This window comes from Methyloversatilis sp. NSM2 (assembly GCF_038066675.1).
GTDB lineage: Bacteria > Pseudomonadota > Gammaproteobacteria > Burkholderiales > Rhodocyclaceae > Methyloversatilis > Methyloversatilis discipulorum_A.
Genome location: NZ_JBBUKV010000013.1, coordinates 30,448 through 53,215 on the forward strand (window position 1 = coordinate 30,448; position 22,768 = coordinate 53,215).

Below are 22,768 nucleotides of genomic sequence, written 5' to 3' on the forward strand. Positions count from 1 at the left end.
CAGTGAAACGGTGTCAACCTTTCTGCCTTTATGTTGCGCGCCCAAGGTCGTATCATTCAGCCCCTTCGCCCTCTTTTGCATTGCAGCGAACATGGATTTTCCGACCCGTTACGACGTGATCGTCATCGGTGGCGGCCACGCCGGCACCGAAGCCGCGCTCGCTGCCGCACGGGTGGGCGCGCGCACGCTGCTGCTGACGCACAACATCGAAACGCTGGGCCAGATGTCCTGCAATCCGTCGATCGGCGGTATCGGCAAGGGTCATCTGGTGAAAGAGGTCGATGCACTGGGTGGTGCGATGGCGCTGGCCACCGACGAGGGCGGCATCCAGTTCCGTATCTTGAATGCGAGCAAGGGTCCCGCGGTGCGCGCAACCCGCGCCCAGGCCGATCGAATTCTGTACAAGGCGGCGATCCGCAGCCGGCTCGAAAACCAGCCGAATCTCGACCTGTTCCAGCAGGCAGCGGCCGACCTGATCATGGAAGGCGAGCGCGTCGCCGGTGTGGTGACCGAGGTGGGCATCCGCTTCCACGCGAAGGCGGTGGTGCTGACCGCCGGCACCTTCCTGAATGGCCGCGTGCACGTCGGTCTGCAGAATCATTCGGCGGGCCGGGCAGGGGATCCGCCGGCCATCCGTCTGGCGGAGAAGCTGAAGGAACTGGCCTTGCCGCAGGGCCGGCTCAAGACCGGCACGCCGCCACGCATCGACGGACGGACGATCGACTATTCGGTCATGCAGGCGCAGCCGGGCGACGACCCAGTGCCGGTGTTCAGCTTCATCGGCTCGCGCGACATGCATCCGCGCCAGTTGCCGTGCTGGATGACCCACACCACGCTGCGCACGCACGACATCATTCGCGGCGGCCTCGACCGCTCGCCGATGTACACCGGCGTGATCGAGGGTGTCGGCCCGCGCTACTGCCCGAGCATCGAGGACAAGATCCACCGCTTTGCCGACCGCGACAGCCACAACATCTTCCTCGAACCGGAAGGTCTGACCACGCACGAGGTGTACCCGAACGGGATTTCGACCTCGCTGCCCTTCGATGTGCAGGTCGATCTGGTGCGCAGCATTCCTGGCCTCGAAAACGCGCACATCCTGCGTCCGGGCTACGCGATCGAGTACGACTACTACGATCCGCGCGGACTGAAATCGTCGCTCGAAACCAAGGCCATCCAGGGCCTGTTCTTCGCCGGCCAGATCAATGGCACCACCGGTTACGAAGAAGCGGCCGCCCAGGGCCTGCTCGCCGGGCTGAATGCGGCACGGCAGACCAAGGGGCTGGAAGCGTGGTGCCCGCGCCGCGATGAGGCCTATCTGGGCGTGCTGGTCGACGACCTGAGCACCCGCGGCGTGGCCGAGCCCTACCGCATGTTCACGTCGCGCGCCGAGTACCGCCTGAGCCTGCGCGAAGACAACGCCGACCTGCGCCTGACCGACGTCGCGCGCACGATGGGTCTGATCGACGACTTGCGCTGGGATGCCTACAACCGCAAGCGCGACGCCATCGCGGCGGAGGAACAGCGACTGCGTTCCACGTGGATCCGTCCAGACGCGCTGCCGGCCGAAGATGCACAGCGCGTGCTGGGCAAGGCGATCGAGCGCGAATACACGCTGTTCGACCTGCTGCGCCGGCCCGACGTGAGCTACGCCTCGCTGATGACCTTGCCGGGCGCCCCGGCACCGATAGACCACGCACAGGCCATCGAGCAGCTCGACATCCTGGCCAAGTACCAGGGCTATATCGACCGCCAGCAGAACGAGGTCGACAAGCTGCGCGCAACCGAAGACACGCGCCTGCCGGACGACATCGACTACGGCGCGGTCGGCGGCCTGTCGCGCGAAGTGCAGCAGAAGCTCACGCTGCACCGGCCGGAGACTCTCGGCCAGGCTTCACGCATCCAGGGCATCACGCCGGCGGCGATTTCGCTGCTGCTGGTGTACCTGAAGAAGCGCGCCGCCGTGCGCAGCGCGGCCTGAACATCCCGGCCGCCAGGCCGGACAGATTCGAAGCACCCGGAAAACATCCGCCCATGACCTTGCAAACCGAACTCGACGCCGGCCTTGCCGCACTTGACCTGCCGCTCACCGCGACAGCCCGTACCCGTCTGCTGCGCTACATCGCACTGATGGCCAAGTGGAACGCGGTCTACAACCTGACCGCGATACGCGAAGAATCCCGCATGCTCACCCACCACCTGCTGGACGCGCTGTCGGTCGAGCGCTTCCTGCCGGAAGGCGCGAAGCTGGCCGATATCGGTTCCGGCGGTGGCGTGCCCGGCATTCCGCTGGCCATCGCCCGCAGCGATCTGGATGTGGTGTCGATCGAACCGAACTCGAAGAAGGCGTCCTTCCAGCAGCAGGTGCGCATCGACCTCGGCCTCGAGAACTTCGACGTACAGACCGCGCGCGCCGAGCAGGTGACGCTGCCGGAAGGATGCGACTTCATCATTTCGCGCGCCTTCGGTGATCTGGCCGACTTCATCAAGGTGGCCGGCCATCTGCTGAAGCCGGGTGGCCACATGCTGGCGATGAAGGGCGTCTATCCGGACGAGGAAGTGCGCGCCATCCCGAAGGGCTGGGCATTGCTGCGCTCGGAAGAGCTGCAGGTGCCCGGTGTCGAGGGCGCCCGCCACCTGCTGTGGCTCGCACGCGAACTGCAGTCGGACGGCTGAGCCGGCATGCCCTACATCTTCGCAGTCGCCAACCAGAAGGGCGGGGTGGGCAAGACCACCACCAGCGTGAACCTCGCCGCCGCGCTCGGCCAGGCCGGCCAGCGCACGCTGCTGGTCGATCTCGACCCGCAGGGCAATGCCACGATGGGTGCCGGCGTCGACAAGCGCACGCTGAAGTCCAGCGTCTATCAGGTGCTGGTCGGCCTGTCATCGCTGGCGGACGCACGCGTGACCAGTCCGCACGCCGGGCTGGATGTGCTGCCGGCCAACCGCGATCTGGCCGGCGCCGAAGTCGAACTGGTCGGCCTCGAGAATCGGGAAAACCGATTGAAGAAGGCGATTGCCGAGCACGCAGCCGATTACGACTTCGTGCTGATCGACTGTCCGCCCAGCCTCAGCCTGCTCACGCTGAACGGCCTGTGCGCGGCGCACGGCGTCATCATTCCGATGCAATGCGAGTACTACGCACTGGAAGGCCTGTCCGATCTGGTCAATACGATCAAGAAGGTGCACGCCAACCTGAACCGCGACCTGAAGATCATCGGCCTGCTGCGCGTCATGTTCGACCCGCGCAGCACGCTGTCGCAGCAGGTGTCCGGCCAGCTCGAATCGCATTTCGGCGACAAGGTGTTCCGCACCCTCGTGCCGCGCAATGTGCGGCTGGCCGAGGCGCCCAGCTACGGCATTCCCGGCGTGCTGTTCGACAAGAACGCCAAGGGCGCGCAGGCCTACAGCGCCTTCGCGCAGGAAATGATCGAGCGTGTGAAGAGCTTCTGATCGACCCACGACAACAACACCGAACGCCATGACTCCTCCCAAACTGAAGGGCCTCGGCCGCGGCCTCGACGCGCTGCTGGCCGGCAATACCGGTGAATCCGGCAATTCGGGCGAACTGCGCACGCTGGAGGTCGGCCTGCTGCAGCCGGGCAAGTACCAGCCGCGCACCCGCATGGATCCCGGCTCGCTCGAAGAGCTGGCGGAGTCGATCAAGTCGCAGGGCATCATGCAGCCCATCATCGTGCGCAGCGTCGGTGGCGGGCGATTCGAAATCATCGCCGGCGAACGACGCTGGCGAGCCGCGCAGCTCGCCGGGCTGAGCGAAGTGCCGACGCTGGTGCGCGACATCCCGGACGACGCCGCGCTGGCGATGAGCCTGATCGAGAACATCCAGCGTGAGGATCTGAATCCGCTGGAAGAGGCGGCCGGCGTACAGCGTCTGATCGACGAATTCGGCATGACGCACGAACAGGCGGCCAACGCGATCGGCCGTTCGCGCTCGGCCACCACCAATCTGCTGCGTCTGCTGCAGCTGGCCGAACCGGTGCAGGAACAGCTGGTGACCGGCGACCTCGACATGGGCCACGCGCGTGCGCTGCTGAGCCTGCCCAAGGCGGATCAGATCGCCTTCGCCAACCGCGTCGTCGCGCAAGGGCTGACGGTGCGCGACACCGAAAAAATGGTGGCGCGTGGCGGTCTGGCCGAGCAGGGCACCAAGGCAAGAGCCGAGCCCTCGCGCGACTTGGCGCGCCTAGAAGAGGAACTGTCTGACATCGTCGGCGCGCCAGTGTCGATCGCCGCCAACGCGCGCGGCGCCGGCAAGCTGGTCATCCGCTTCAACGACCTCGACCAGCTGGACGGCTTGATCGCGCGCCTGCGCGGCTGACCCAAGCGCCCGCGACACGAGTACGCGGATCGGGCTCAGCCCCTGTGGGAGCGGCCTTGGCCGCGACAGGGCGGTGAACGGCCGCAGATTTCGATGAAGGCTGCAATCGCGAGCAAGCTCGCTCCCACAAGACCGGGCCCCTGACTGCGGCGGTGCGATCCTGGGAGAGTAGCGTTGGCCGCAATGCGGCCGCTGCAGTCCGTCAGCTTCGATTCAGGCTGCCGTCGGGGTCAGAAGACCCCTCCCACAGAACCGCGCTCTGGCTCCGATCGTGGATCGAGCCGACCTATTGTGGGAGCGGTCTTGGCCTCGGCCTCGGCCGCGGCGCGGCGGCGACGGTTCGCCGGCTTCGATACAGGCTGTAGTCGGGGTCAGAAGACCCCTCCCACAGAACCGCGCTCTGGCTCCGGTCGTGGATCGAGCCGACCTATTGTGGGAGCGGCCTTGGCCGCGACAGGGCGGCGACGGGCCGCAAGCTTCGGTTCAGGCTACTCGTGCGAGCAAGCTCACCACCACCAAACCGAACCGCGGTCAGATCCGCGCGCACAGCGCCACATACACCGCCAGCTCCGCCAGTTGCTGCACCGCCCCCAGACAGTCGCCGGTGTAGCCACCTATGCGGCGCTGGAAGTGGCGGGCAGCGATCACGGTGACGAGCAGCGCCAGCCCGATCACCAGCGCGATCTGTACCGGTGCGAGCAGCGACAGCGGCACCAGCCCGCACAGTGCCGCCCACAGCATGCCGCCCGCCGACAGCTTCACTGCCAGCGGCTTGGCGCGCGACACGCCGTCCGGGCCCTCGTCGCGGGCGTAGCGCATCAAGTAGATCAGCGCGGTCGCGCACAGCCGCGACAGCGGATGTGCGACCAGCAGCGCAACGACCGCGCTCGCCAGCGGCAGCGCGGACAGCGCCGTCAGCTTGCCTGCCAGCATCAGCACGATGCCGAGGGCGCCGTAGGCACCGATGCGCGAGTCCTTCATGATGGTCAGGATCTGTTCGCGCGACCAGCCGCCGCCGAAACCGTCGCAGACGTCGCCCCAGCCGTCCTCGTGGAAGGCGCCGGTCAGTCGTATCGTCGCAGCGGTCGACAGTACGGCGGCGAGCGCGGCCGGCAGCACCTGCCCGGTCGCCCACAACACCGCGGCGCCGGCGGCGCCGACCACCCAGCCCACCGCCGGGAACCAGCGTGCGCTGGCGTTCATCAGCTCATTCGACCAGCCGACCCAGGCCGGCACCGGCAGCCGCGTAAAGAAGCGCAGCGCGTTGAAAAACAGTTCGAGTTCGCGACGGATCATCGGCGTGTCACCGTGGCGCCCGGCGTGTCCTTCACGCCTTCGACACGCCGGCCGACTCGAAACTGGCCATGTCACGCAGGATGGCAGCTGCGGCGCGGACCAGCGGCCATGCGAGTGCCGCCCCGGTGCCTTCACCGAGACGCAGGTCGAGGTCGAGCAGGGGCAGCGCCTGCATGTGTTCGAGCTGGATGGCGTGGCCGCGCTCCTGCGAGCGATGCGAGAACACGCAGTAGTGGCGCAGCGCCGGTGCGTGTGCCTGCGCGACCAGCGCGGCGGCCGAGCTGATGAAGCCGTCGATCAGCAGCAGCATGCGCGATTGCGCGGCACCCAGCATGGCGCCCGCCATGGTGGCGATTTCGAAACCGCCGAATGCGGCCAGCACCGAAAACGCGTCGCGCGGACCGTCGTAGCCGGCAGCCAGCGCGGCCAGCACGCGCTTCTTGTCGGCCAGCGCGGCGTCGCCCAGACCGGTGCCGCGGCCGACGCAGTCGTCCATCGGCGCGCCGGTCAGCAGGTGGGTGATCAGCGATGCGGACGCCGTGTTGCCTATGCCCATCTCGCCGAAGCCGAGCACGCGGGCGCCGCCGGCCGCGATGTCGCGGGCGATGCGGGCGCCGTTGTTCAGCGCCTGGGCGCACTGCGCCGGCGTCATCGCCGGGCCGTCGAACCAGCTTGCGGTGCCGTGTGCCACCTTGGCGTCTATCAGGCCGTCGCGCGGAGCGAAGTCGTGCGCCACACCGCAGTCGGCAATGTGCAGCGCCATGCCGCCCTCGCGCGCCAGCACATTGATGGCGGCGCCGCCGGCGAGGAAGTTCTCGACCATCTGCCAGGTCACGTCGGCCGGGTAGGCCGACAGGCCGCGACCGCGCGCGTCGCGCAGCGTGCCGTGGTCGCCGGCGCACACCAGCAGGTGCGCCTGCCCCGGCTCGGGCGCGGTCGAGCCCAGCACCTGACCGATCTGCAGCGCCAGCGCTTCCAGCCGGCCGAGCGCACCGAGCGGCTTGGTCTTGTTGTCGAGGCAGGCCTGCAGCGTGGCGGACAGGTCGGGGGATGGCGGGGCGAGGTCGAAGCGGGGCGTCATGATGTTCCGGCGGCGGCAGATGCAGGCCGGCAGTTTAGCCGGCTGGCGGGCCGGGCGCCGGCCGGCGACAATGGCGGCCCGCTTCGCCCTCGCTCCACCGTGCGCACCCGTGTCGAATTCCTGCTGCTGGCGCTGATCTGGGGTGCGTCCTTCGCGCTCTACCGTGTCGCCATTCCCGAACTGGGTTTGCCGCTGACGGTCGGGCTGCGTCTTGCGCTGGCGTCGATGGCGCTGCTGGCACTGTTTGGCTGGCCCTTGCGCGACGTGGCTGCAGGCCAGCGTCGCCGCGTAAGCGGCTGGCTGCTGCTGACCGGTGCCGGCAGCACGGCGCTGCCCTTCGTGCTGTTCGCGGAGACCGTCATGCGCTCCAGCGCCGGCTTCGCCGCGGTACTGAACGCGACTTCACCGCTCTTTTCGGCGCTGCTCGGCGTGTGGGTGTGGCGCGAGGCGCTGTCGCGCTCGAAACAGCTGGGCCTGCTGCTCGGCTTTACCGGCGTCGCGCTGCTGGCCGGCCTGCGCGAAGTGGGCGGACTCAAGGTCGGGCTGGACGCGGTGGCACTCGGGCTGGTCGCGTCGGCCTCCTACGGGCTGTGTGTGCAGTGGGTCCGGCGACAGTTGTACGACGTGCATCCGTCCGCTGTCGCTACCGGCATTTCGCTGGTCGGGGCGCTGCTGCTGCTGCCGTGGGCGCTGGTGTCGCTGCCCGATCAACTGCCGTCCTGGCGCCCGCTGCTGGCAGTGGTGGTGCTCGGTCTGCTGTCGACGGCGCTGGCCAATGCGCTGTATTTCCGTCTGATCGGCCGCATGGGGGCGACCCCGGCGCTCAGCGTCACCTTCCTGATCCCGCCCTTCGCCATGCTGTGGGGTCATCTGCTGTTCGACGAGCGGCCGACGCTGGCGATGCTGGCGAGCACCGTCATCATCCTGGTCGGCACGGCGCTCAGCCTCGGCTGGCGGCGAACGTCCGCGCGCTGATCCCGGTCAACGTGCGGCGGCTGGCCGTCGTTGTATCCGGGGCAGGCTGCACGGCACGCTCTTGTTCACCCGCTGTCGGCTGGCTTAGACTTGCGGGCCGCGCCGCCGAGCCTGCGCCGGATCTGCCCGGCCCCGCGACCCACTGAACGTTGGATCAACCACTCCGTCGAGGAACACCATGAAAACCCTGATTTCCGCCGTCGTCTGCGCCGCAGCGCTCGTGAGCGCGCCGGCTTTCGCCAGCAAGGACCTGGCCACCGCCAAGGGCTGTCTGGCCTGTCATTCGCAGGGCGCCGACATGAAGATCGGCCCGGGCTACCAGGCTGTCGCGAAGAAGTACGCCGGCCAGAAGGACGCCGAAGCCAAGGTTGCCGCCTTCATCAAGGCCGGCACGCCGGCCGGCACCAAGCCGTCCTGGGGTGGCCCGATGCCGATGCCGGCGCAGCCGGGTCTGTCGGACGCCGATGCCAAGACGCTGGCAGCCTGGGTGCTCGGCGGCGCCAAGTAAGCACGCTGTCGCGTACGGGAAGAGCCGGCCACATGGCCGGCTTTTTCGTTCACCCGGCGAATTGGGGGCAAGGGGCGGCTGTATTCGACGCATCGGCTGCAATACCCCGCTTGCTAGACTCGCGCCCGGCATTCCTTTTCCCGGAGAAGGTCGAGCATGAGCGCAGCAACGTCCCGCACGCAGTACGGCAAGCAGGTCACCGAGTCGATCAACCAGACACGGGTGCGCTACGTCATCCTGTTCGTTGCCGCGATCGCCACCCCTTTCGTCTATCCGCCGACCTGGCCTCTGGTGTGGCTGGCGCTGGCGAGCTACGCGCTGCGCATGTTCGGCGTCGAAGGCATCTACCACCGCTACTTCTCGCACCGCGCCTTCAAGTGCTCACGCCCGGTGCAGTTCATCCTCGCGGTGATCGCTTCGCAGTGCGGCCAGCACGGTCCACTGTGGTGGGCGTCGGTGCACCGCCACCACCACCAGAACGTCGAAACGCCGGACGATCCGATCTCGCCGCGCCAGCATGGCCTGTTCCATTCGCACGTCGGCTGGGTCTGGTGCGAGCGCTACAAGGACACCGACCTCGACGTCGTGCCCGACTTTGCCCGCTACCCGGAAATCCTCTGGGTGAACAAGCACTACACGCTCCTCATGCTGTCCGGCGCCTTCTTCATCTGGCTGCTGGCGCAGGCCGGTGCCTTCGGCCCGACCGTCAGCGGCGGTGCGGCGCTGATGTGGGGCTTCTTCCTGCCCACTGCGCTCGGCGTGCAGACGGTGTCCATGGTCAATTCGGTCGGCCACTTCCGTTTCATGCCGGGCGGCTATCGTCGTTACGACACCGACGACGACTCGGTGAACCGCCCGCTGCTGGCGCTGCTCACCTTCGGCGGCGGCTGGCACAACAATCACCACCGCTACGGCGCCAGCGCGCGTGCCGGCTTCGCCTGGTACGAAATCGACGTCACCTTCTACATCCTGAAGCTGATGGCCGCGCTCGGCATCATCAGCGATCTGCGCGAACGCCTGCCGGACGACGTGCGTGAAGAGGGTGGGCTGAGCCCGCTGCCGGCCGGCGACAAGGTGCGCAGCTGAGCGATCACGCGCAATGCGCCGGCCGTGACCCGCGTCACGCATCGCTTCAGCTGACATGGGGCCGTTGCGATCGGCGTTGTGCTAGGCACCTCCGGACGGTCGTGTCGGCCGGTCTTACACCGCTGAAACGGCGTGCCGCCGCCACATGGCGTAGGTCGATGATCCGAAAGGACTAATACTAAAGTCATACGTTTTGGCATATGACTTGCTGACGCCCGGTCGAACATTACCGGAGCGTTACAGATGAAATTCCGCACCCTTCTCCTGCCCGCGCTGATCGCCACGCTGTCCGGCGGCGCGCAGGCTGTTTCGATGCTCACCTTCGGCGTCGGTGAGAATATCTACGGCTCGCAGTTCCTCGCGGCCAACGACGACCAATCGACCAACCAGCTGCCGCTGCCGTTCGACATCAACTTCTTCGGCCAGACCTTCAGCAACTTCGTTGTCAACAACAACGGCAACATCAGTTTCCTGTCGGCGATCGGTGCCTACACGCCAGATCCCTTCCCGATCACCAGCCAGCCGATGATTGCGCCCTTCTGGGGTGACGTCGACACGCGCACCGTGGGCAACGTCTGGATCCACTCGCCGAACGCGAACACACTGGCCGTGACCTGGGATTCCGTCGGCTACTACAGTGGAGCGACCGACAAGACCAACAGCTTCCAGCTGGTGCTGCGCAATCAGGGCGGCGGCGACTTCGACGTCGACTTCCGTTACGAGCGCCTCGAATGGACCACCGGTAACGCCAGCGGCGGCTCGAATGGCCTGGGCGGCATTCCGGCGCAGGCCGGCTACGACGCCGGTGACGGCGTCAATTACCTGACGCTGCCCGGTTCGCGCACCGGCGACGTGCTGAACCTGCAGCACACCACCAATGTGGCAGGCGGCGAGGCCGGTCTGTGGTCGTTCGCTATCCGCAACGGCCAGCTGCCGGGTTCGTCGGCTTCCAATCCGCTGATGCCGGTGGCCAGTGACGAGGGCTGGAACTTCGATTTCAACGTGACCGCCGGTACGCCGGTGTTCATCGATCCGGACATCGCCGTCGGCTACGACTACATCGTCAACAGTGGCCCGTCGATCACCTCGGTGCTGCTGCCGACCTTCGGCGACGGCCTGTACGATCTGTGGCTGTGGAACGGCGAAGCCTGGGTGGCCAGCGGCGACGTGCTGACCGGCGGCGTCACCTTCACCTTCGCCGAGGCGGTCACCCGCTTCCGCATCCTCGGCATCGAGGAGGGCGCGGCGCTCGATCCGCTGAACCCGACCGCCTTCGTGACCGGCCTCACCTTCAGCGAGACCGGCCCGGTGTCGATGTCGCAGAACCCCATCGTCGTGACGGTGCCGGTTCCGGAGCCGGAAACCTATGCGATGTTCCTCGCCGGCCTCGGCCTGATTGCCGCCGCGCGCCGCCGCATGGCGCGCTGATTGCCGTCCGTTGATGCAGACTGACGATGCCGGTGCGCTTGTGCGCACCGGCATCGTCGTTTCTGCCGCATCCAAATTGACGCTCCGCGCGCCCGCCCGCAAAATCCGGAGCTGACAACCTTTTCAGCCCCTCGCGGAGATTCCACATGACCCTGATCACCCCGTCGCGCCCGCTGTCCGCACTCGTGGCCCTGTCGGCCTGCCTGCTCGCTGCCTGCGGTCCGAAGGAAGAGGCCGCCGTGCCGGCCGTGACCGCCGATGCCGGCGAGGCGACGATCACGATCCGCCTCGGTCATGTGGCGCCGCTGACCGGCCCGCAGGCCCACCTCGGCAAGGACAACGAGAACGGCGCCCGGCTGGCCATCGACGACCTGAACGCCGAGAAGATCCTGATCGGCGGCAAGGTGGCGAAGTTCGAACTGCTGGGCGAGGACGACCAGGCCGATCCGCGTCAGGGCACGACGGTGGCGCAGAAGCTGGCCGATGCGCACGTACACGCGGTGATCGGTCACCTGAACAGCGGCACGACGATTCCGGCGTCGCGCATCTATCACGACGCCGGCATCGTCCAGGTATCGCCGTCTGCCACCAATCCGACCTACACGCGGCAGGGCTACAAGACGGCGTTCCGCGTGTTCGCCGACGACGTGCAGCAAGGCAGCGTGCTCGGCGGCTTCGCCACGGGCAAGCTGGGTGCGAAGAAGATCGCCATCATCGACGACCGTACTGCCTACGGTCAGGGCCTGGCCGACGAGTTCGAGAAGGCGGCCAAGGCAGCGGGTGCCGAGGTGGTCACCCGCGAATACACGACCGACAAGGAAACGGACTTCGCCGCCATCCTGACCAAGGTGAAGTCGACCAAGCCCGACCTCGTGTTCTATGGCGGCATGGATACCCAGGCGGGTCCGATGGCGCGCCAGTTGAAAACCCTCGGCATCACCGCGCCGATGCTGTTCGGCGACGGCGCATGCACGGTCGAGTTCCACAAGCTGGCGGGCGAGGGCGCAGAGGGTCACTACTGCTCGTTGCCCGGCGTGCCGCTGGACCAGATGGCCGGTGGCACCGCCTTCCGCGACCGCTACAAGGCGAAGTACAAGACCGATATCCAGCTCTATGCCCCCTATGCCTACGACGCGGTGCGCGTGGTGGCCGAGGCGATGAAGCAGGTCGGCTCGACCGAAACGGCGAAATTCCTGCCGGCGCTGGCGGCGCTGAACTACCCGGGTCTGAGCGCGCAGATACAGTTCGACGAGAAGGGCGACATCAAGGACGGCGCGGTCACGCTGTACCAGGCGAGGGCCGGTGCGTGGTCGGCGCTCGAAACGATGGGCGGCAAGCCGAGCAACTGAGCGCCAACTGAGCGGCACAATGCAGTCCTACGCGTCCGTACCGGCCCCGGGCCGGGCGGCGCGCATCGCCGGCGCCTGATCGGCGCTTCCACCTTCTCCCGGCCTCCCTCGACACCTCGTGGACATTTTCATCCAGCAGATCATCAACGGTCTGGTGCTCGGCAGCATCTACGCGCTGGTCGCCCTCGGCTACACGATGGTCTACGGCATTCTCGGTCTGATCAACTTCGCCCACGGCGAAGTGGTGATGATCGGCGCGCTGACCGCGCTGACCGCCATCGGCCTGCTGGTGCCCAGTGGCCTGCCCGGCCCGGTCGTCGTGCTCGGCGGCCTGCTGATCGCGATTCCGGTCTGCATGACGGTCGGTTTCACGATAGAGCGCATCGCCTACCGGCCGCTGCGCAACGCCCCGCGGCTGGCGCCGCTGATCACCGCCATCGGCGTGTCCATCGTGCTGCAGCAGCTGGCCATGATCGGCTGGGGCCGCAACTACCACACCTTTCCGCCGCTGCTGCCGGCAGCTCCGCACCAGTTCCTCGGCGCGGCCATCACCGATCTGCAGATCATCATCATCGCCACGGCGGCGGCGCTGATGGCCGCGCTGGTCTGGCTGATCAACCGCACCCGGCTTGGCCGCGCGATGCGTGCGACCGCCGAGAACCCCGCGGTGGCGCGGCTGATGGGTGTCGACGTCGACCGCGTCATCTCCTTCACCTTCGTGCTCGGTTCGGCGCTGGCGGCGGTGGCCGGCGTCATGGTGGCGGCCAACTACTCGATCGCCCACTACGCGATGGGCTTCATGCTCGGGCTGAAGGCCTTCACCGCGGCGGTGCTGGGCGGCATCGGCAATCTCGGCGGCGCCATGCTGGGCGGGCTGCTGCTGGGCATCATCGAAAGCCTGGCCGCCGGCTACATCGGCGACCTGACCGGCGGTTTCCTCGGCAGCCACTACAAGGACGTGTTCGCCTTCTTCGTGCTCATCCTGGTGCTGGTGTTCCGGCCGTCCGGCCTGATGGGCGAGAAAGTGGCGGAGCGCGCATGAGCGTCGATCCGAAACTGAAGGCCAGGCTGGGCGTCGTGCTGATCGGCGTGGCGCTGGCGGTGCTGCCCTTCGTCGTCGGCGCGGGCTTCGGCAATTCCTGGGTGCGCATCGTCGATTTCGCGCTGCTCTACATCATGCTGGCCCTCGGGCTGAACATCGTGGTCGGCTTCGCCGGCCTGCTCGACCTCGGCTACATCGCCTTCTACGCGGTCGGCGCCTATCTGTATGCGCTGCTGTCCAGCCCGCATCTGGCGAGCGCCTTTCCGCAGGTCTTCGCCGCCGCGCCAGGCTGGCCGGTGTGGGCGGTGCTGCCGCTCGGCGCGCTGGTGGCCGGGCTGTTCGGTGTAATGCTCGGCGCGCCGACGCTGAAGCTGCGCGGCGACTACCTGGCCATCGTGACGCTGGGCTTCGGTGAAATCATCCGCATCTTCCTGAACAACCTGAATGCGCCGGCCAACATCACCAACGGCCCGCAGGGCATCAACAACATTGCCGCCGCGCAGATCGGCGGCCACGCGCTGAACCGGCCGCTGGAGCTGTTCGGTTTCACGCTGCCCGGGGTGTATCTGCAGTACTACTTCTTCCTTGCGCTGACCCTGCTCGTCGTCTTCGTCTGCGTGCGGCTGCAGGATTCGCGGCTCGGCCGCGCCTGGGTCGCCATCCGCGAGGACGAAGTCGCCGCGCGCGCCTGCGGCATCAACACGCGCAACGTGAAACTGCTCGCCTTCGGTCTCGGCGCCACCTTCGGCGGCGTGGCCGGCGGCCTGTTCGCCGGCTTCCAGGGCTTCGTCAGCCCGGAATCCTTCGGCCTGCTCGAATCCATCATGGTGCTGTGCATGGTGGTGCTCGGTGGCATGGGCAATATCGCCGGCGTCATTCTCGGTGCGGTGCTGCTCGCGCTGCTGCCCGAGGCACTGCGCTGGGGGGCGGTACCGCTGCAGCAGACGCTGTTCGGCAAGGTGCTGATCGATCCGGAATCGCTGCGCCTGCTGCTGTTCGGCATCGCGCTGGTGCTCGTGATGCGCTGGCGCCCGGCCGGGCTGTGGCCGTCGGCGTTGCGCAAGCGCGAACTGGCGGCGCACGGGGAGGCGGCATGAGCACACCTCTGCTCGAAGCGAACGGCATCAGCAAGCGCTTCGGCGGCGTACAGGCGCTGCGCGACGTGTCGCTGGCGATACGCGCCGGCGAGGTGTACGGCCTGATCGGCCCCAATGGCGCCGGCAAGACCAGCTTCTTCAACGTGCTGACCGGCCTGTACAGCGCCGACCAGGGCGAGGTGCGCTTCAACGGCCAGCCGCTGCCGCTGGGCGTGCCGCACCGCATTGCCGACGTCGGCATCGCCCGCACCTTCCAGAACATCCGGCTGTTCGGCGCGATGAGCGCGCTGGAGAACGTGATGGTCGGCCGCCACATCCGGCTGCGCACCGGTGTGCTCGGCGCCATCCTGCGCACGCCGGCGGCGCGGCGCGAGGAGGCCGACACCGAGGCGCGCGCGCATGCGCTGCTGCGCTATGTCGGCATCGACCGGCTGGCCAACCAGCAGGCCACCCACCTGAGTTACGGCGACCAGCGCCGGCTGGAAATCGCCCGCGCGCTGGCGACCGAACCGAAGCTGCTGGCGCTGGACGAACCGGCCGCCGGCATGAACGCGACCGAAACCGCCGGCCTGCGCGCGCTGATCGAAAAGCTGCGCGGCGACGGCCTGACCGTGCTGCTGATCGAGCACGACGTGAAACTGGTGATGGGGCTGTGCGACCGCGTCGCCGTGCTCGATTACGGCGAAAAGATCGCCGAGGACGTGCCGGACGTGGTGCGGCGCGACCCGCGCGTGATTGCCGCCTACCTCGGTACGGAGGCGGTCGATGCTTGAGGTGCGCGGACTCGAAGTGCATTACGGCGGCATCTGCGCGGTGCGCGGCGTCGACCTCGATGTCGCCGCCGGCGAGAAGGTGGCGCTGATCGGCGCCAACGGTGCCGGCAAGACCAGCACGCTGAAGGCCATCGCCCGCATGCTGCCGGCGCGCGGCAGCGTCAAGCTGGGCGGCGAGGCGATCGAGCACGCGCCGCCGCACCTGCTGGTGCGCAAGGGCCTGGCGCTGGTGCCGGAAGGTCGCGGCGTGTTCGCCCGGCTGTCGGTGCTGGAAAACCTCGAAATGGGCGCCTACGTGCGCGACGACAAGGCCGCCATAGCTGCCGACATCGAGCGCGTGTTCGGCCTGTTGCCGCGGCTGAAGGAGCGCGCCGGCCAGACCGCCGGCACGCTGTCCGGCGGCGAGCAGCAGATGGTGGCCATCGGTCGCGCGCTGATGAGCCGGCCACGCATCCTGCTGCTCGACGAGCCGTCGATGGGCCTGTCGCCCATCATGGTCGACACCGTGTTCGAGGTGATCCGCGAAGTCGCGCGCGAAGGGGTGACACTGCTGCTGGTCGAACAGAACGCGCGACTCGCGCTGTCGCTGTGCGACCGCGGCTGCGTCATGGACGGCGGAGAAATCACGCTGAGCGCACCGGCCGCTGAATTGCTGGACAACCCGGCGGTGCGCGCCGCCTATCTCGGGGAGTGAAGCCATGATCCGTTGCGTCGTCGGCATCTTTGCGCTGACCTGCGTACTGGCCGGCTGCAGCAGCCGTCAGGTCTATGACGGCGCTGCCGGCTGGCGCCAGAACGAGTGCGACCGCATCGTCGATGCGACCGAGCGCAGCCGCTGCCTGGATACGGCGAACCTCGAATACGAACGCTATCGGCGCGAGCGCGACAAGGCCGGCGAAGCACGCTGAAGGCAGGTCGTAGTCCGCTGCGGCTGCGCGACGTACCGCACTATTGCCATTGTCATGATGTGCGGATAATCGCCGCTCCGTCTCCGGAGCCCTGGCCATGCGCGCACTGCTGTTCTGTCTTTGCGGCCTGCTGTCGTCATTCGTCCACGCCGACCCGCTGCCACCGATGCTGGCGCAGCGCGCGCCCGCCGACATCGACCCGGCGCGCTACTGGGTCAGCGAGAAGCTTGATGGTGTCCGTGCCCGCTGGGACGGGCAGGCGCTGCGCCTGCGCAACGGTGCGGTCATCGCCGCACCGGCGTGGTTTATCGCGCCGCTGCCCGGATTCCCGCTCGACGGAGAACTGTGGCTGGGGCGTGGCCGCTTCGACGAACTGTCGGGCATCGTCCGCCGTGAGCGTCCGGCGGATGCCGACTGGCGCGCGGTGCGCTACATGCTGTTCGACCTTCCCGGCGCGGACGGTGACTTTTCGCAGCGGCTCGCGCGCATGCAGCAGCTGGTCGAGGTGACCGCCGCCGACTGGATACGTGTCGTGCCGCAGCAGCGACTCGCCGACCGCGCCGCGCTGCAGGCGCTGTTCGACGAGGTCGTCGCTGGCGGTGGCGAAGGCCTGATGCTGCACCGGGCCGACGCCCGCTGGACGGCCGGTCGCAGCGACGCACTGCTCAAGCTCACGCCCTTGCTCGATGCCGAAGCGACCGTGCTCGCCCACCTGCCCGGCAAGGGCCGCCATCGCGGCCGGCTGGGCGCGCTCGAAGTGGTCGATGCAGCGGGTCGGCGTTTCCGCATCGGCAGCGGTTTCACCGACGCCCAGCGCGCCGCGCCGCCGGCCATCGGCGCCGTCGTCACCTACCGCTATCGCGAACTGACGCCGCGTGGCCAGCCGCGCTTTCCTGTTTTCCTGCGCGAGCGGGTGCTGCCTTAGGTGCGTCACGGGAAGCCGTCCTGGGCACCGGAGTGCCAGCGCTCGCTGCACAGGGGATGTGCTCCCGATCGTGCGGTGACCCGGTCCTCATTGCGGTTCGGCGGCTGCAGCGGCGGCCGTGCGCTGTCTACGCTGCGATGCCGAACACGGAGGCACATGCATGCACATCAAACACACAGCGCTCTCGATGACCCTTTTGCTGCTTGCTGCTGCCGCGCAGGCCCAGGTGCTGGACCGGCCGACGCTGGCCGAGCGTCTGGCCGCCTGCTCGGCGATCTACGGCGATATCGCGGCCGCGCATCCGCAGGCCAGCCGGACCGTGCGCGTCCAGTACGCGGCGAAGAACTACCTGTCGCTGGCCATGCGCCTCGGCGAGCGCCCGCAGGTCGCGGCCGTGCTGGCGCGCGAGCGCAAGGCGCTGGCCGAACGCCGCGCCGACCCGGCACAGGCGCAGGCGCTGGACGACGCGTTCGCGCAACGCGACGACGAATGCAATCGCCTGCTCGAACACAATATGGCGCTGATCGACAGCCTGCGCGACGGGCGCTGAATTCCGCCGCGCCGTCAGCTTCAGTGCAGCTTCTCGTCCGCCACCACGTCCTTGCGATAGGTTTCATAGACGACGACCGGAATGCCCAGCGGCGCCAGATGCTGTTCGATCAGCGGCTTCACTTCGGCCCAGTCCAGACCGCCGACGCCGGTGGCGAGCCGCGGCAGTGCCACGCTGGTGGCGCCGATCGCCTGCAGGTGCCGGGCCAGCGCTTTCAGCGCGTGATGCACGTGCTCGACCGTCGCCTTGCCCGGCTTGGCCGCAGGGCCTTCACCCACCATGTCCTGGGTGAGCATGTTCACGATGTTGCGCGTGCTGCCGTCGTTATCGACGCCAGCCCACGACCACACCTCGCCCGGCACCATGTGGCGGCCGTGCTGTGCGTGCCGGTAGTCGCGCGCCATCGACGGCCAGCGCTCGCGCAGTGCCAGCGCCAGACCGTGGTCGAAACGTTCGCGCACGGCGATGCCGTGGGCGATGACCTGGGCCTGCGTAAAAAGAATGTCTCCGGTGACTTCGCGGATCATGCGGTTCTCCTCGTACCGTCCGGTCTGCGGCACCGTGCCGCAGCCTCCGATTCCACGGTACGCCGCCGTGCTGCGCGGCCGTTGATCCGAATCAACAGTTCAGGCGGTCGCGCTCACCTGGGCGTGCGTCACCTGCGCCAGATCCTGCCGCGTCAGGCCGTGCGAGGGCAGGGCCGGCAGCAGTTCGACCCGGGCGACGGTGCGCGGTGCGCGCGCCAGCATGCAGACCGACTGCCAGAAGCTCACGTCGTCGATGTAGGCGGCGGCGTCCGAGTGCTCGCCACGGTGATCGACATAGCGCAGCCGCACCGGCTTGACCGCGCGGCCGGCGTCGATCGCCGCCTGGAACAGCGCGGCGCGGAAGGGCAGCACGGCGCGGCCGTCGGTGGTCGTGCCTTCCGGGAACACCATCACGCTGCGTCCACAGCTCAGCGAGCCGACCAGCCGGTCGCGCACCTCGGCCGCCGAACTGCGGCTGGCGCGGCGGATGAATACCGTGTGGTTGCGCGCCACCAGCCAGCCGAGCAGCGGCCAGTTGCGGACCTCGTCCTTGCAGACGAAGGACAGCGGCGAGATGGCGTTGATCACGAACACGTCCACCCAGGAGATGTGATTGCTCACCAGCAGCTGGCCGGGCCGGGGCAGCGGCCCCTGCGCCTGCAGTTCGACGCCGAGCACGCCGAGCAGCTGGCGCGACCAGCGCGCACGCATCTTGCGCTGCGTGCGCTCGCCGACCAGCGGATAGAGCAGGGCGACGCGCGAGCAGCCGGCCGCCAGATGCACGGCCAGCCGCGCGATGCGCCAGCTCATGCGCGCCTGTGCGCGCAGGCCGGACGTGTGGTGTGTCGCCGCCGCGGCGCGCGCTGCGACGGGGTGGTGCGGATGAGGATGCGACAAGGGAAGATCGAGGTCGGCAAACAGACTGATGACAGACATCTTACGTCCTCCCCGGTTCGCGGATCAGGCGGCGCGCTGCACGAAGTGGCGCGCGTAGCGCGCGTCCAGCTTGGCCATGGTGAGCAGCAGCGGCAGGTCGGCGGTATTGAAATCCGGGTCCCAGGCCGGTTCGCCGCACACCTCGGCGCCGGCGCGGATATAGCCCTTGACCAGCGGCGGCACCACACTTGAAGCGTTCGGTGTCAGGCGCTCCAGCGGCAGCCGCACCTTCGGGAATACGCGGTACTCGGCCGGCGCCATGTGCGCGCTCAGGCCGGCCCAGATGGCCGCCGCATTGTGGCCGCCGTCGGCCAGACCGATGCTGGCGCAGCCGATCAGGTACTGGTGGCCGCCATCCAGCATGTAGCGTGCGAGACCGGACCACAGCAGCGCGATCACCGCCGCGTTGTTGCGGTAGTCGGCGTCGATGCAGGAGCGGCCGATCTCGACCATCTGCGAGCGCAGGTGGTCGAGCCGGCCGAGGTCGAATTCTGTTTCCGAGTAGTAGCCGCCGGTGCGCCGCGCCGCCTCGGGCGGCAGGATGCGGTAGCAGCCGACGATGCGGCCGTTGTCCTCGTCGCGCACGATCAGGTGTTTGCAGTGGGCGTCGAAGCGGTCGATGTCGGCGCCGTGCACCGGGCTGTCGAGCCGTGCGCCAAGCTCGTCGGCGAACACCCGCCAGCGCAGCTGCTGCGCCGCCAGCACCTCGGATTCGCAGGCCGCCAGCGTGACGCTGAGGTTGCGCTGGGCACGCCGTTCGCGTGCCGAATCGATCTGAAGCATTCCCGTCTCCGTGAAGGGTACCGCTTCAAGATATGCAGCGCGTGTTCAGCACATATGACGCCGCGGCGACAGCACGGTTACAGCGGCCCTCGCCACGCCGGCCAAAAGGGCGGTATAAGCATTCCGCTCGATCGAGCCCCACACAACCCACGAGGATGTACTGATGAACCACCGTATCGGCGTGCTTGCCGCCGCCCTGATGATGAGTGTTGCCACCTCCGCTGTGGCCGAAACCAAGGCGCCTGCTGCCGGTGCCGCGCTGGCCAAGGTCAATGGCGTGGCCGTGCCCGCTGCGCTGGCGGATCTGCTGGTACGTGAGCAGGTCGCCCAGGGCGCGCCGGACAACGAAGAACTGCGCAACCGCGTGCGCGAGCATCTGGTGCGCCGCGAGGTGCTGCTGCAGGCGGCACGCAAGGCCGGCACCGACAAGGTGCCCGAGGTACAGCAGCGCATCGCCTATTCCAGTGGCGAACTGCTGGCCAACGCCTACCTGGAGCGCTGGGTCGAGAAGAACCCGGTGACCGAGGCGGCCGCCCGCGCCGAGTACGAGCGCGTGGTCGCCCAGGGCGGTCCGAACGAATACGCGTCGCGCCACATCCTGGTCGATTCCGAAGAGGTCGCGCGCGACATCATCGCCAAGCTGCAGGCCGGCACGCCGTTCGCCGAACTGGTGTCGGTATCGAACGATCCGGGCAGCAAGGAGCGCGGCGGTGAACTGGGCTGGTCGCGCCCGGGCTCCTTCGTGCCGGAATTCGACGCCGCACTGCAGAAGCTGGAGAAGGGCCAGTTCACGACCGAGCCGGTCAAGACCGCCTACGGCTTCCACGTGATCCAGCTCGACGACATCCGCCGCGCCGAAGCGCCGAAGTTCGAGGAGGTGAAGGACCGTGTGATCGAATCGATGCAGCAGCAGGCGGTGCAGACCCACATCGAATCGCTGATGTCGAAGGCCAAGGTGCAGTAAGTGCCCGCGCGTCCTCCGCGCCCCGAAAGGGTACGGAGGATGCAGGCGTGCCTACGCGTGGCCGACGTAGCGCAGCGCCAGCAGCGTCACGTCGTCCGACGGCGCCTGACCGTCGCAGAACAGGCGCATCGCCTCGCGTACCGTGTCGATGGCGCCTGCCGCGCCGGCGCGCAGACCGGTCAGCGTCGCCAGCAGCCGCGTCTCGCCGAACAGTTCGCCGCGCGTGTTCAGCGCTTCGGTCACGCCGTCGGTGTAGAGCAGCAACTGGTCGCCCAAGCCGAGCCGGGTTTCGCCGAGTGCGTAGTCGATGGTCGGGTCGATGCCGGCAATCGGGTTGCGCGGCACCTTGAGCAGCACCGGCGCGTCGCCACGACGCAGCAGCACCGGCCGCAGATGGCCGGCGTTGGCGTAGCGGAAGCTGCCGTCGCGGGTGTCCAGCAGGCCGATGAACAGGCTGGCGAACAGCAGGCGTTCGTTGTTCAGCGCGAGCTTGCGGTTGGTGCGCTCCATCACCCTTTCCAGATGCCCCTTCTGCCCCTGCTTGCGTGCCGCTTCGGCGCGCAGCGTGGTCAGCGTGCGCATCATCAGCAGCGCGGCCGGCATGCCCTTGCCGCAGACGTCGCCGATGGCGACGAACAGGCGGTTCTCGTCGATGAAGAAGGCGTCGAAGAAGTCGCCGCCGATTTCGCGCGCCTGCTGGATGCTGGCTTCGCATTCGATCTCCGGATGTTCGGCGAACATCGGTGAGCGCAGCGGCAGCATGCCCGACTGGATTTCCTGCGCGGTGCGCAGCTCGGACTGCAGGCGCTCCAACACCAGCGAACGGCGCACCTGCTCGACCACCTGATGATTGGCCTGGCGCATGCGCGCCGCCATCAGGCGCAGCAGGTTGCGGGCGACCTGGGGCAGTGGCAGCAGCTCGGAAAAGAAGGTGTGGGCGTCGATCAGCAGCAGGCGCGTGCCGGGCTCGGCCACCACCCAGGCGGACGCCGGCTCGCCGTCGATGATCGAAAGCTCTCCCGCGCATTCGCCGCAGCCGATCACCGTGTAGCCGCCCTGGCCCTCGCCGGCCGGATCATCGAGGTGTACGCGCAGCCGTCCGGCCAGCACCAGGGCCACGTGATCGTTCTGCATGCCGGGCGCCAGCACCACGTACTCGTCCGGGTAGTCGCGCTGGGCGCAGTGGGCGAGCAGGCCTTCGATCAGCGCGTAGGGTACGTCGCGGAACAGGTCCAGCCGCGAAATGAAACCGAGGGCACGGCGCTCACCGCTGACGCGTGCGTCGTGGCTGACGCGGCTGCCGTCGGCACGGATCAGCGGGAACACCGCGGCCTGACGGCGTCGGCGCTCGACACCGCGGCGTACCGGGGTGCGGCTGCCGCTCGGACTGCTGCGGCTCGGCCGGGTCCATGCCAGCGTGAGCTGGTTGCGGCCGCTGGCGCGCTCGTAGCTGACCTGATCGGCGAACTGGCGCACCAGGTGTACGCCCAGTCCGCCGACGCTGGCTTCCTCCAGCGTGGCCGGCGTCACCGGCTCCGGCAGTTCCAGCGGATCGAACTCGCGGCCGTCGTCGGCCACCACCAGCTTGACCGACTGCGGTTCCAGGATCAGGTCGAGCGCGATGGTGTGCGGCGCTTCGTCGTCGAAGGCGTAGCTGACGATGTTGGCGACCAGTTCCGACGCGCACAGGTCAAGCCGGAACACCAGTTCGCTGCCCAGATCGAAGCTGTCGCCGAGCGTGCGCAACCAGGCGCTGGCGGCGGAAATGGCGCCGCTGTCGTTGATCAGGCGCAGGCTGCGGCGGGCGTGCGCGCTATGCACCGCGCACTCCGCGGAGGTCTGCCCGGGCCTTCAGTCGGCCAGCGCCCGGCGGGCGGCGTCGAGGTCGTCGCACAGCGTCAGCAGCTGGTCGACGCCGGCCGTCTGCAGCACGCGCCGTATCATCGGCTGCGCACCGAACATGACCAGCTTGCCGCCACGCGAGGCCTGGCCGCGCGCCGCCGACAGCAGCGTGCGGATGCCTATCGAGGCGAGAAAGCTCACTTCCGACAGATCGATCGCAATCTTGGCCGGGTGCGTGCTGGTGGCGTAGGTGAGCGGCTGGTCCAGCGTCTCCGCGCCTTCGATGTCGAGGCGACCGTCGAGCCGGATCAGGGTGATGCCGCCGTCCAGCGGCTGGCTGTCCATCTTCATGTGCGTGC

At 68.2% G+C, this 22,768-nt stretch carries 24 protein-coding genes; 17 read left to right on the forward strand and 7 right to left on the reverse strand.

Going from position 1 to position 22,768, the window contains the following annotated elements; genetic code table 11:
• The first annotated feature begins 91 nt into the window (after positions 1 to 91).
• From mnmG to WJU27_RS16990, 4 genes are read left to right on the forward strand one after another with little or no spacing between them, the layout of a single operon-like run.
• Positions 92 to 1,981: a tRNA uridine-5-carboxymethylaminomethyl(34) synthesis enzyme MnmG gene (gene mnmG, locus WJU27_RS16975; protein ID WP_304014180.1), complete on the forward strand. Its 1,890-nt coding sequence runs from the start codon at positions 92 to 94 to the stop codon at positions 1,979 to 1,981.
• Positions 1,982 to 2,034: 53 nt separating this feature from the next.
• Positions 2,035 to 2,676 carry a 16S rRNA (guanine(527)-N(7))-methyltransferase RsmG gene (rsmG, locus tag WJU27_RS16980; RefSeq protein WP_019916078.1) on the forward strand — a complete coding sequence of 214 codons (642 nt, stop codon included), beginning with the start codon at positions 2,035 to 2,037 and terminating at the stop codon, positions 2,674 to 2,676.
• Positions 2,677 to 2,682: 6 nt separating this feature from the next.
• The gene (locus WJU27_RS16985; RefSeq protein ID WP_019916079.1) at positions 2,683 to 3,453 is read left to right on the forward strand and encodes a ParA family protein; all 771 of its coding nucleotides are present in this window, start codon (positions 2,683 to 2,685) and stop codon (positions 3,451 to 3,453) included.
• A gap of 28 nt (positions 3,454 to 3,481) precedes the next feature.
• Positions 3,482 to 4,339 carry a ParB/RepB/Spo0J family partition protein gene (locus WJU27_RS16990; RefSeq protein WP_341422850.1) on the forward strand — a complete coding sequence of 286 codons (858 nt, stop codon included), beginning with the start codon at positions 3,482 to 3,484 and terminating at the stop codon, positions 4,337 to 4,339.
• Positions 4,340 to 4,870: 531 nt separating this feature from the next.
• Here the strand turns inward: WJU27_RS16990 and WJU27_RS16995 are convergent.
• Positions 4,871 to 5,635, reverse strand: coding sequence for an adenosylcobinamide-GDP ribazoletransferase (locus WJU27_RS16995; RefSeq protein WP_341422851.1), 765 nt, complete (start codon positions 5,633 to 5,635; stop codon positions 4,871 to 4,873).
• Positions 5,636 to 5,666: 31 nt separating this feature from the next.
• Positions 5,667 to 6,716: a nicotinate-nucleotide--dimethylbenzimidazole phosphoribosyltransferase gene (gene cobT, locus WJU27_RS17000; protein ID WP_341422852.1), complete on the reverse strand. Its 1,050-nt coding sequence runs from the start codon at positions 6,714 to 6,716 to the stop codon at positions 5,667 to 5,669.
• 99 nt (positions 6,717 to 6,815) lie between these two features.
• Between cobT and WJU27_RS17005 the strand changes: the two genes are divergently transcribed.
• The 12 genes from WJU27_RS17005 (at position 6,816) to WJU27_RS17060 (ending at position 17,357) form a co-directional block, all read left to right on the forward strand.
• A complete protein-coding gene (locus tag WJU27_RS17005) occupies positions 6,816 to 7,691 on the forward strand; it encodes a DMT family transporter (RefSeq protein ID WP_341422853.1) in 876 nt (291 codons plus the stop codon).
• Positions 7,692 to 7,869: 178 nt separating this feature from the next.
• Complete coding sequence (locus tag WJU27_RS17010) at positions 7,870 to 8,199, forward strand: c-type cytochrome (RefSeq protein ID WP_020166374.1); 330 nt, start codon at positions 7,870 to 7,872, stop codon at positions 8,197 to 8,199.
• Positions 8,200 to 8,355: 156 nt separating this feature from the next.
• Positions 8,356 to 9,285 carry an acyl-CoA desaturase gene (locus tag WJU27_RS17015; RefSeq protein ID WP_020166373.1) on the forward strand — a complete coding sequence of 310 codons (930 nt, stop codon included), beginning with the start codon at positions 8,356 to 8,358 and terminating at the stop codon, positions 9,283 to 9,285.
• 243 nt (positions 9,286 to 9,528) lie between these two features.
• Positions 9,529 to 10,713, forward strand: a complete 1,185-nt coding sequence (locus WJU27_RS17020; RefSeq protein ID WP_341422854.1) for a nidogen-like domain-containing protein — start codon at positions 9,529 to 9,531, stop codon at positions 10,711 to 10,713.
• Between the two features lie 146 nt (positions 10,714 to 10,859).
• A complete protein-coding gene (locus tag WJU27_RS17025) occupies positions 10,860 to 12,062 on the forward strand; it encodes a branched-chain amino acid ABC transporter substrate-binding protein (protein ID WP_341422855.1) in 1,203 nt (400 codons plus the stop codon).
• A 118-nt stretch (positions 12,063 to 12,180) separates the two neighbouring features.
• A complete protein-coding gene (locus WJU27_RS17030; RefSeq protein WP_296813446.1) occupies positions 12,181 to 13,104 on the forward strand; it encodes a branched-chain amino acid ABC transporter permease in 924 nt (307 codons plus the stop codon).
• The gene (locus tag WJU27_RS17035; protein ID WP_296813447.1) at positions 13,101 to 14,201 is read left to right on the forward strand and encodes an ABC transporter permease subunit; all 1,101 of its coding nucleotides are present in this window, start codon (positions 13,101 to 13,103) and stop codon (positions 14,199 to 14,201) included. The genes WJU27_RS17030 and WJU27_RS17035 overlap by 4 nt, the downstream gene beginning before the upstream one ends.
• Entirely contained in the window at positions 14,198 to 14,974 is a 777-nt protein-coding gene (locus tag WJU27_RS17040; RefSeq protein ID WP_341422856.1) for an ABC transporter ATP-binding protein, read from the forward strand. The genes WJU27_RS17035 and WJU27_RS17040 overlap by 4 nt, the downstream gene beginning before the upstream one ends.
• Complete coding sequence (locus WJU27_RS17045; protein WP_341422857.1) at positions 14,967 to 15,668, forward strand: ABC transporter ATP-binding protein; 702 nt, start codon at positions 14,967 to 14,969, stop codon at positions 15,666 to 15,668. The genes WJU27_RS17040 and WJU27_RS17045 overlap by 8 nt, the downstream gene beginning before the upstream one ends.
• Positions 15,669 to 15,672: 4 nt before the next feature.
• The gene (locus WJU27_RS17050) at positions 15,673 to 15,882 is read left to right on the forward strand and encodes a hypothetical protein (protein ID WP_341422858.1); all 210 of its coding nucleotides are present in this window, start codon (positions 15,673 to 15,675) and stop codon (positions 15,880 to 15,882) included.
• Between the two features lie 97 nt (positions 15,883 to 15,979).
• Positions 15,980 to 16,807: a DNA ligase gene (locus WJU27_RS17055; protein ID WP_341422859.1), complete on the forward strand. Its 828-nt coding sequence runs from the start codon at positions 15,980 to 15,982 to the stop codon at positions 16,805 to 16,807.
• Positions 16,808 to 16,967: 160 nt separating this feature from the next.
• Complete coding sequence (locus WJU27_RS17060) at positions 16,968 to 17,357, forward strand: hypothetical protein (RefSeq protein ID WP_341422860.1); 390 nt, start codon at positions 16,968 to 16,970, stop codon at positions 17,355 to 17,357.
• 20 nt (positions 17,358 to 17,377) lie between these two features.
• On the opposite strand, the gene WJU27_RS17065 is transcribed toward WJU27_RS17060, so the two are convergent.
• The 3 genes from WJU27_RS17065 to WJU27_RS17075 form a co-directional block, all read right to left on the reverse strand.
• Positions 17,378 to 17,884: a macro domain-containing protein gene (locus WJU27_RS17065; protein WP_020166363.1), complete on the reverse strand. Its 507-nt coding sequence runs from the start codon at positions 17,882 to 17,884 to the stop codon at positions 17,378 to 17,380.
• Positions 17,885 to 17,983: 99 nt separating this feature from the next.
• Entirely contained in the window at positions 17,984 to 18,820 is an 837-nt protein-coding gene (locus WJU27_RS17070; RefSeq protein WP_341422861.1) for a lysophospholipid acyltransferase family protein, read from the reverse strand.
• A gap of 24 nt (positions 18,821 to 18,844) precedes the next feature.
• Positions 18,845 to 19,603 (reverse strand): GNAT family N-acetyltransferase, encoded by a 759-nt coding sequence (locus tag WJU27_RS17075; RefSeq protein ID WP_341422862.1) that lies wholly within the window; start codon positions 19,601 to 19,603, stop codon positions 18,845 to 18,847.
• A gap of 163 nt (positions 19,604 to 19,766) precedes the next feature.
• Between WJU27_RS17075 and WJU27_RS17080 the strand changes: the two genes are divergently transcribed.
• Positions 19,767 to 20,567 (forward strand): peptidylprolyl isomerase, encoded by an 801-nt coding sequence (locus WJU27_RS17080; RefSeq protein WP_341422863.1) that lies wholly within the window; start codon positions 19,767 to 19,769, stop codon positions 20,565 to 20,567.
• A gap of 51 nt (positions 20,568 to 20,618) precedes the next feature.
• On the opposite strand, the gene WJU27_RS17085 is transcribed toward WJU27_RS17080, so the two are convergent.
• Complete coding sequence (locus WJU27_RS17085; RefSeq protein ID WP_341422864.1) at positions 20,619 to 22,388, reverse strand: SpoIIE family protein phosphatase; 1,770 nt, start codon at positions 22,386 to 22,388, stop codon at positions 20,619 to 20,621.
• Between the two features lie 30 nt (positions 22,389 to 22,418).
• Complete coding sequence (locus WJU27_RS17090; RefSeq protein ID WP_020166358.1) at positions 22,419 to 22,760, reverse strand: STAS domain-containing protein; 342 nt, start codon at positions 22,758 to 22,760, stop codon at positions 22,419 to 22,421.
• Between the last annotated feature and the right edge of the window lie 8 nt (positions 22,761 to 22,768).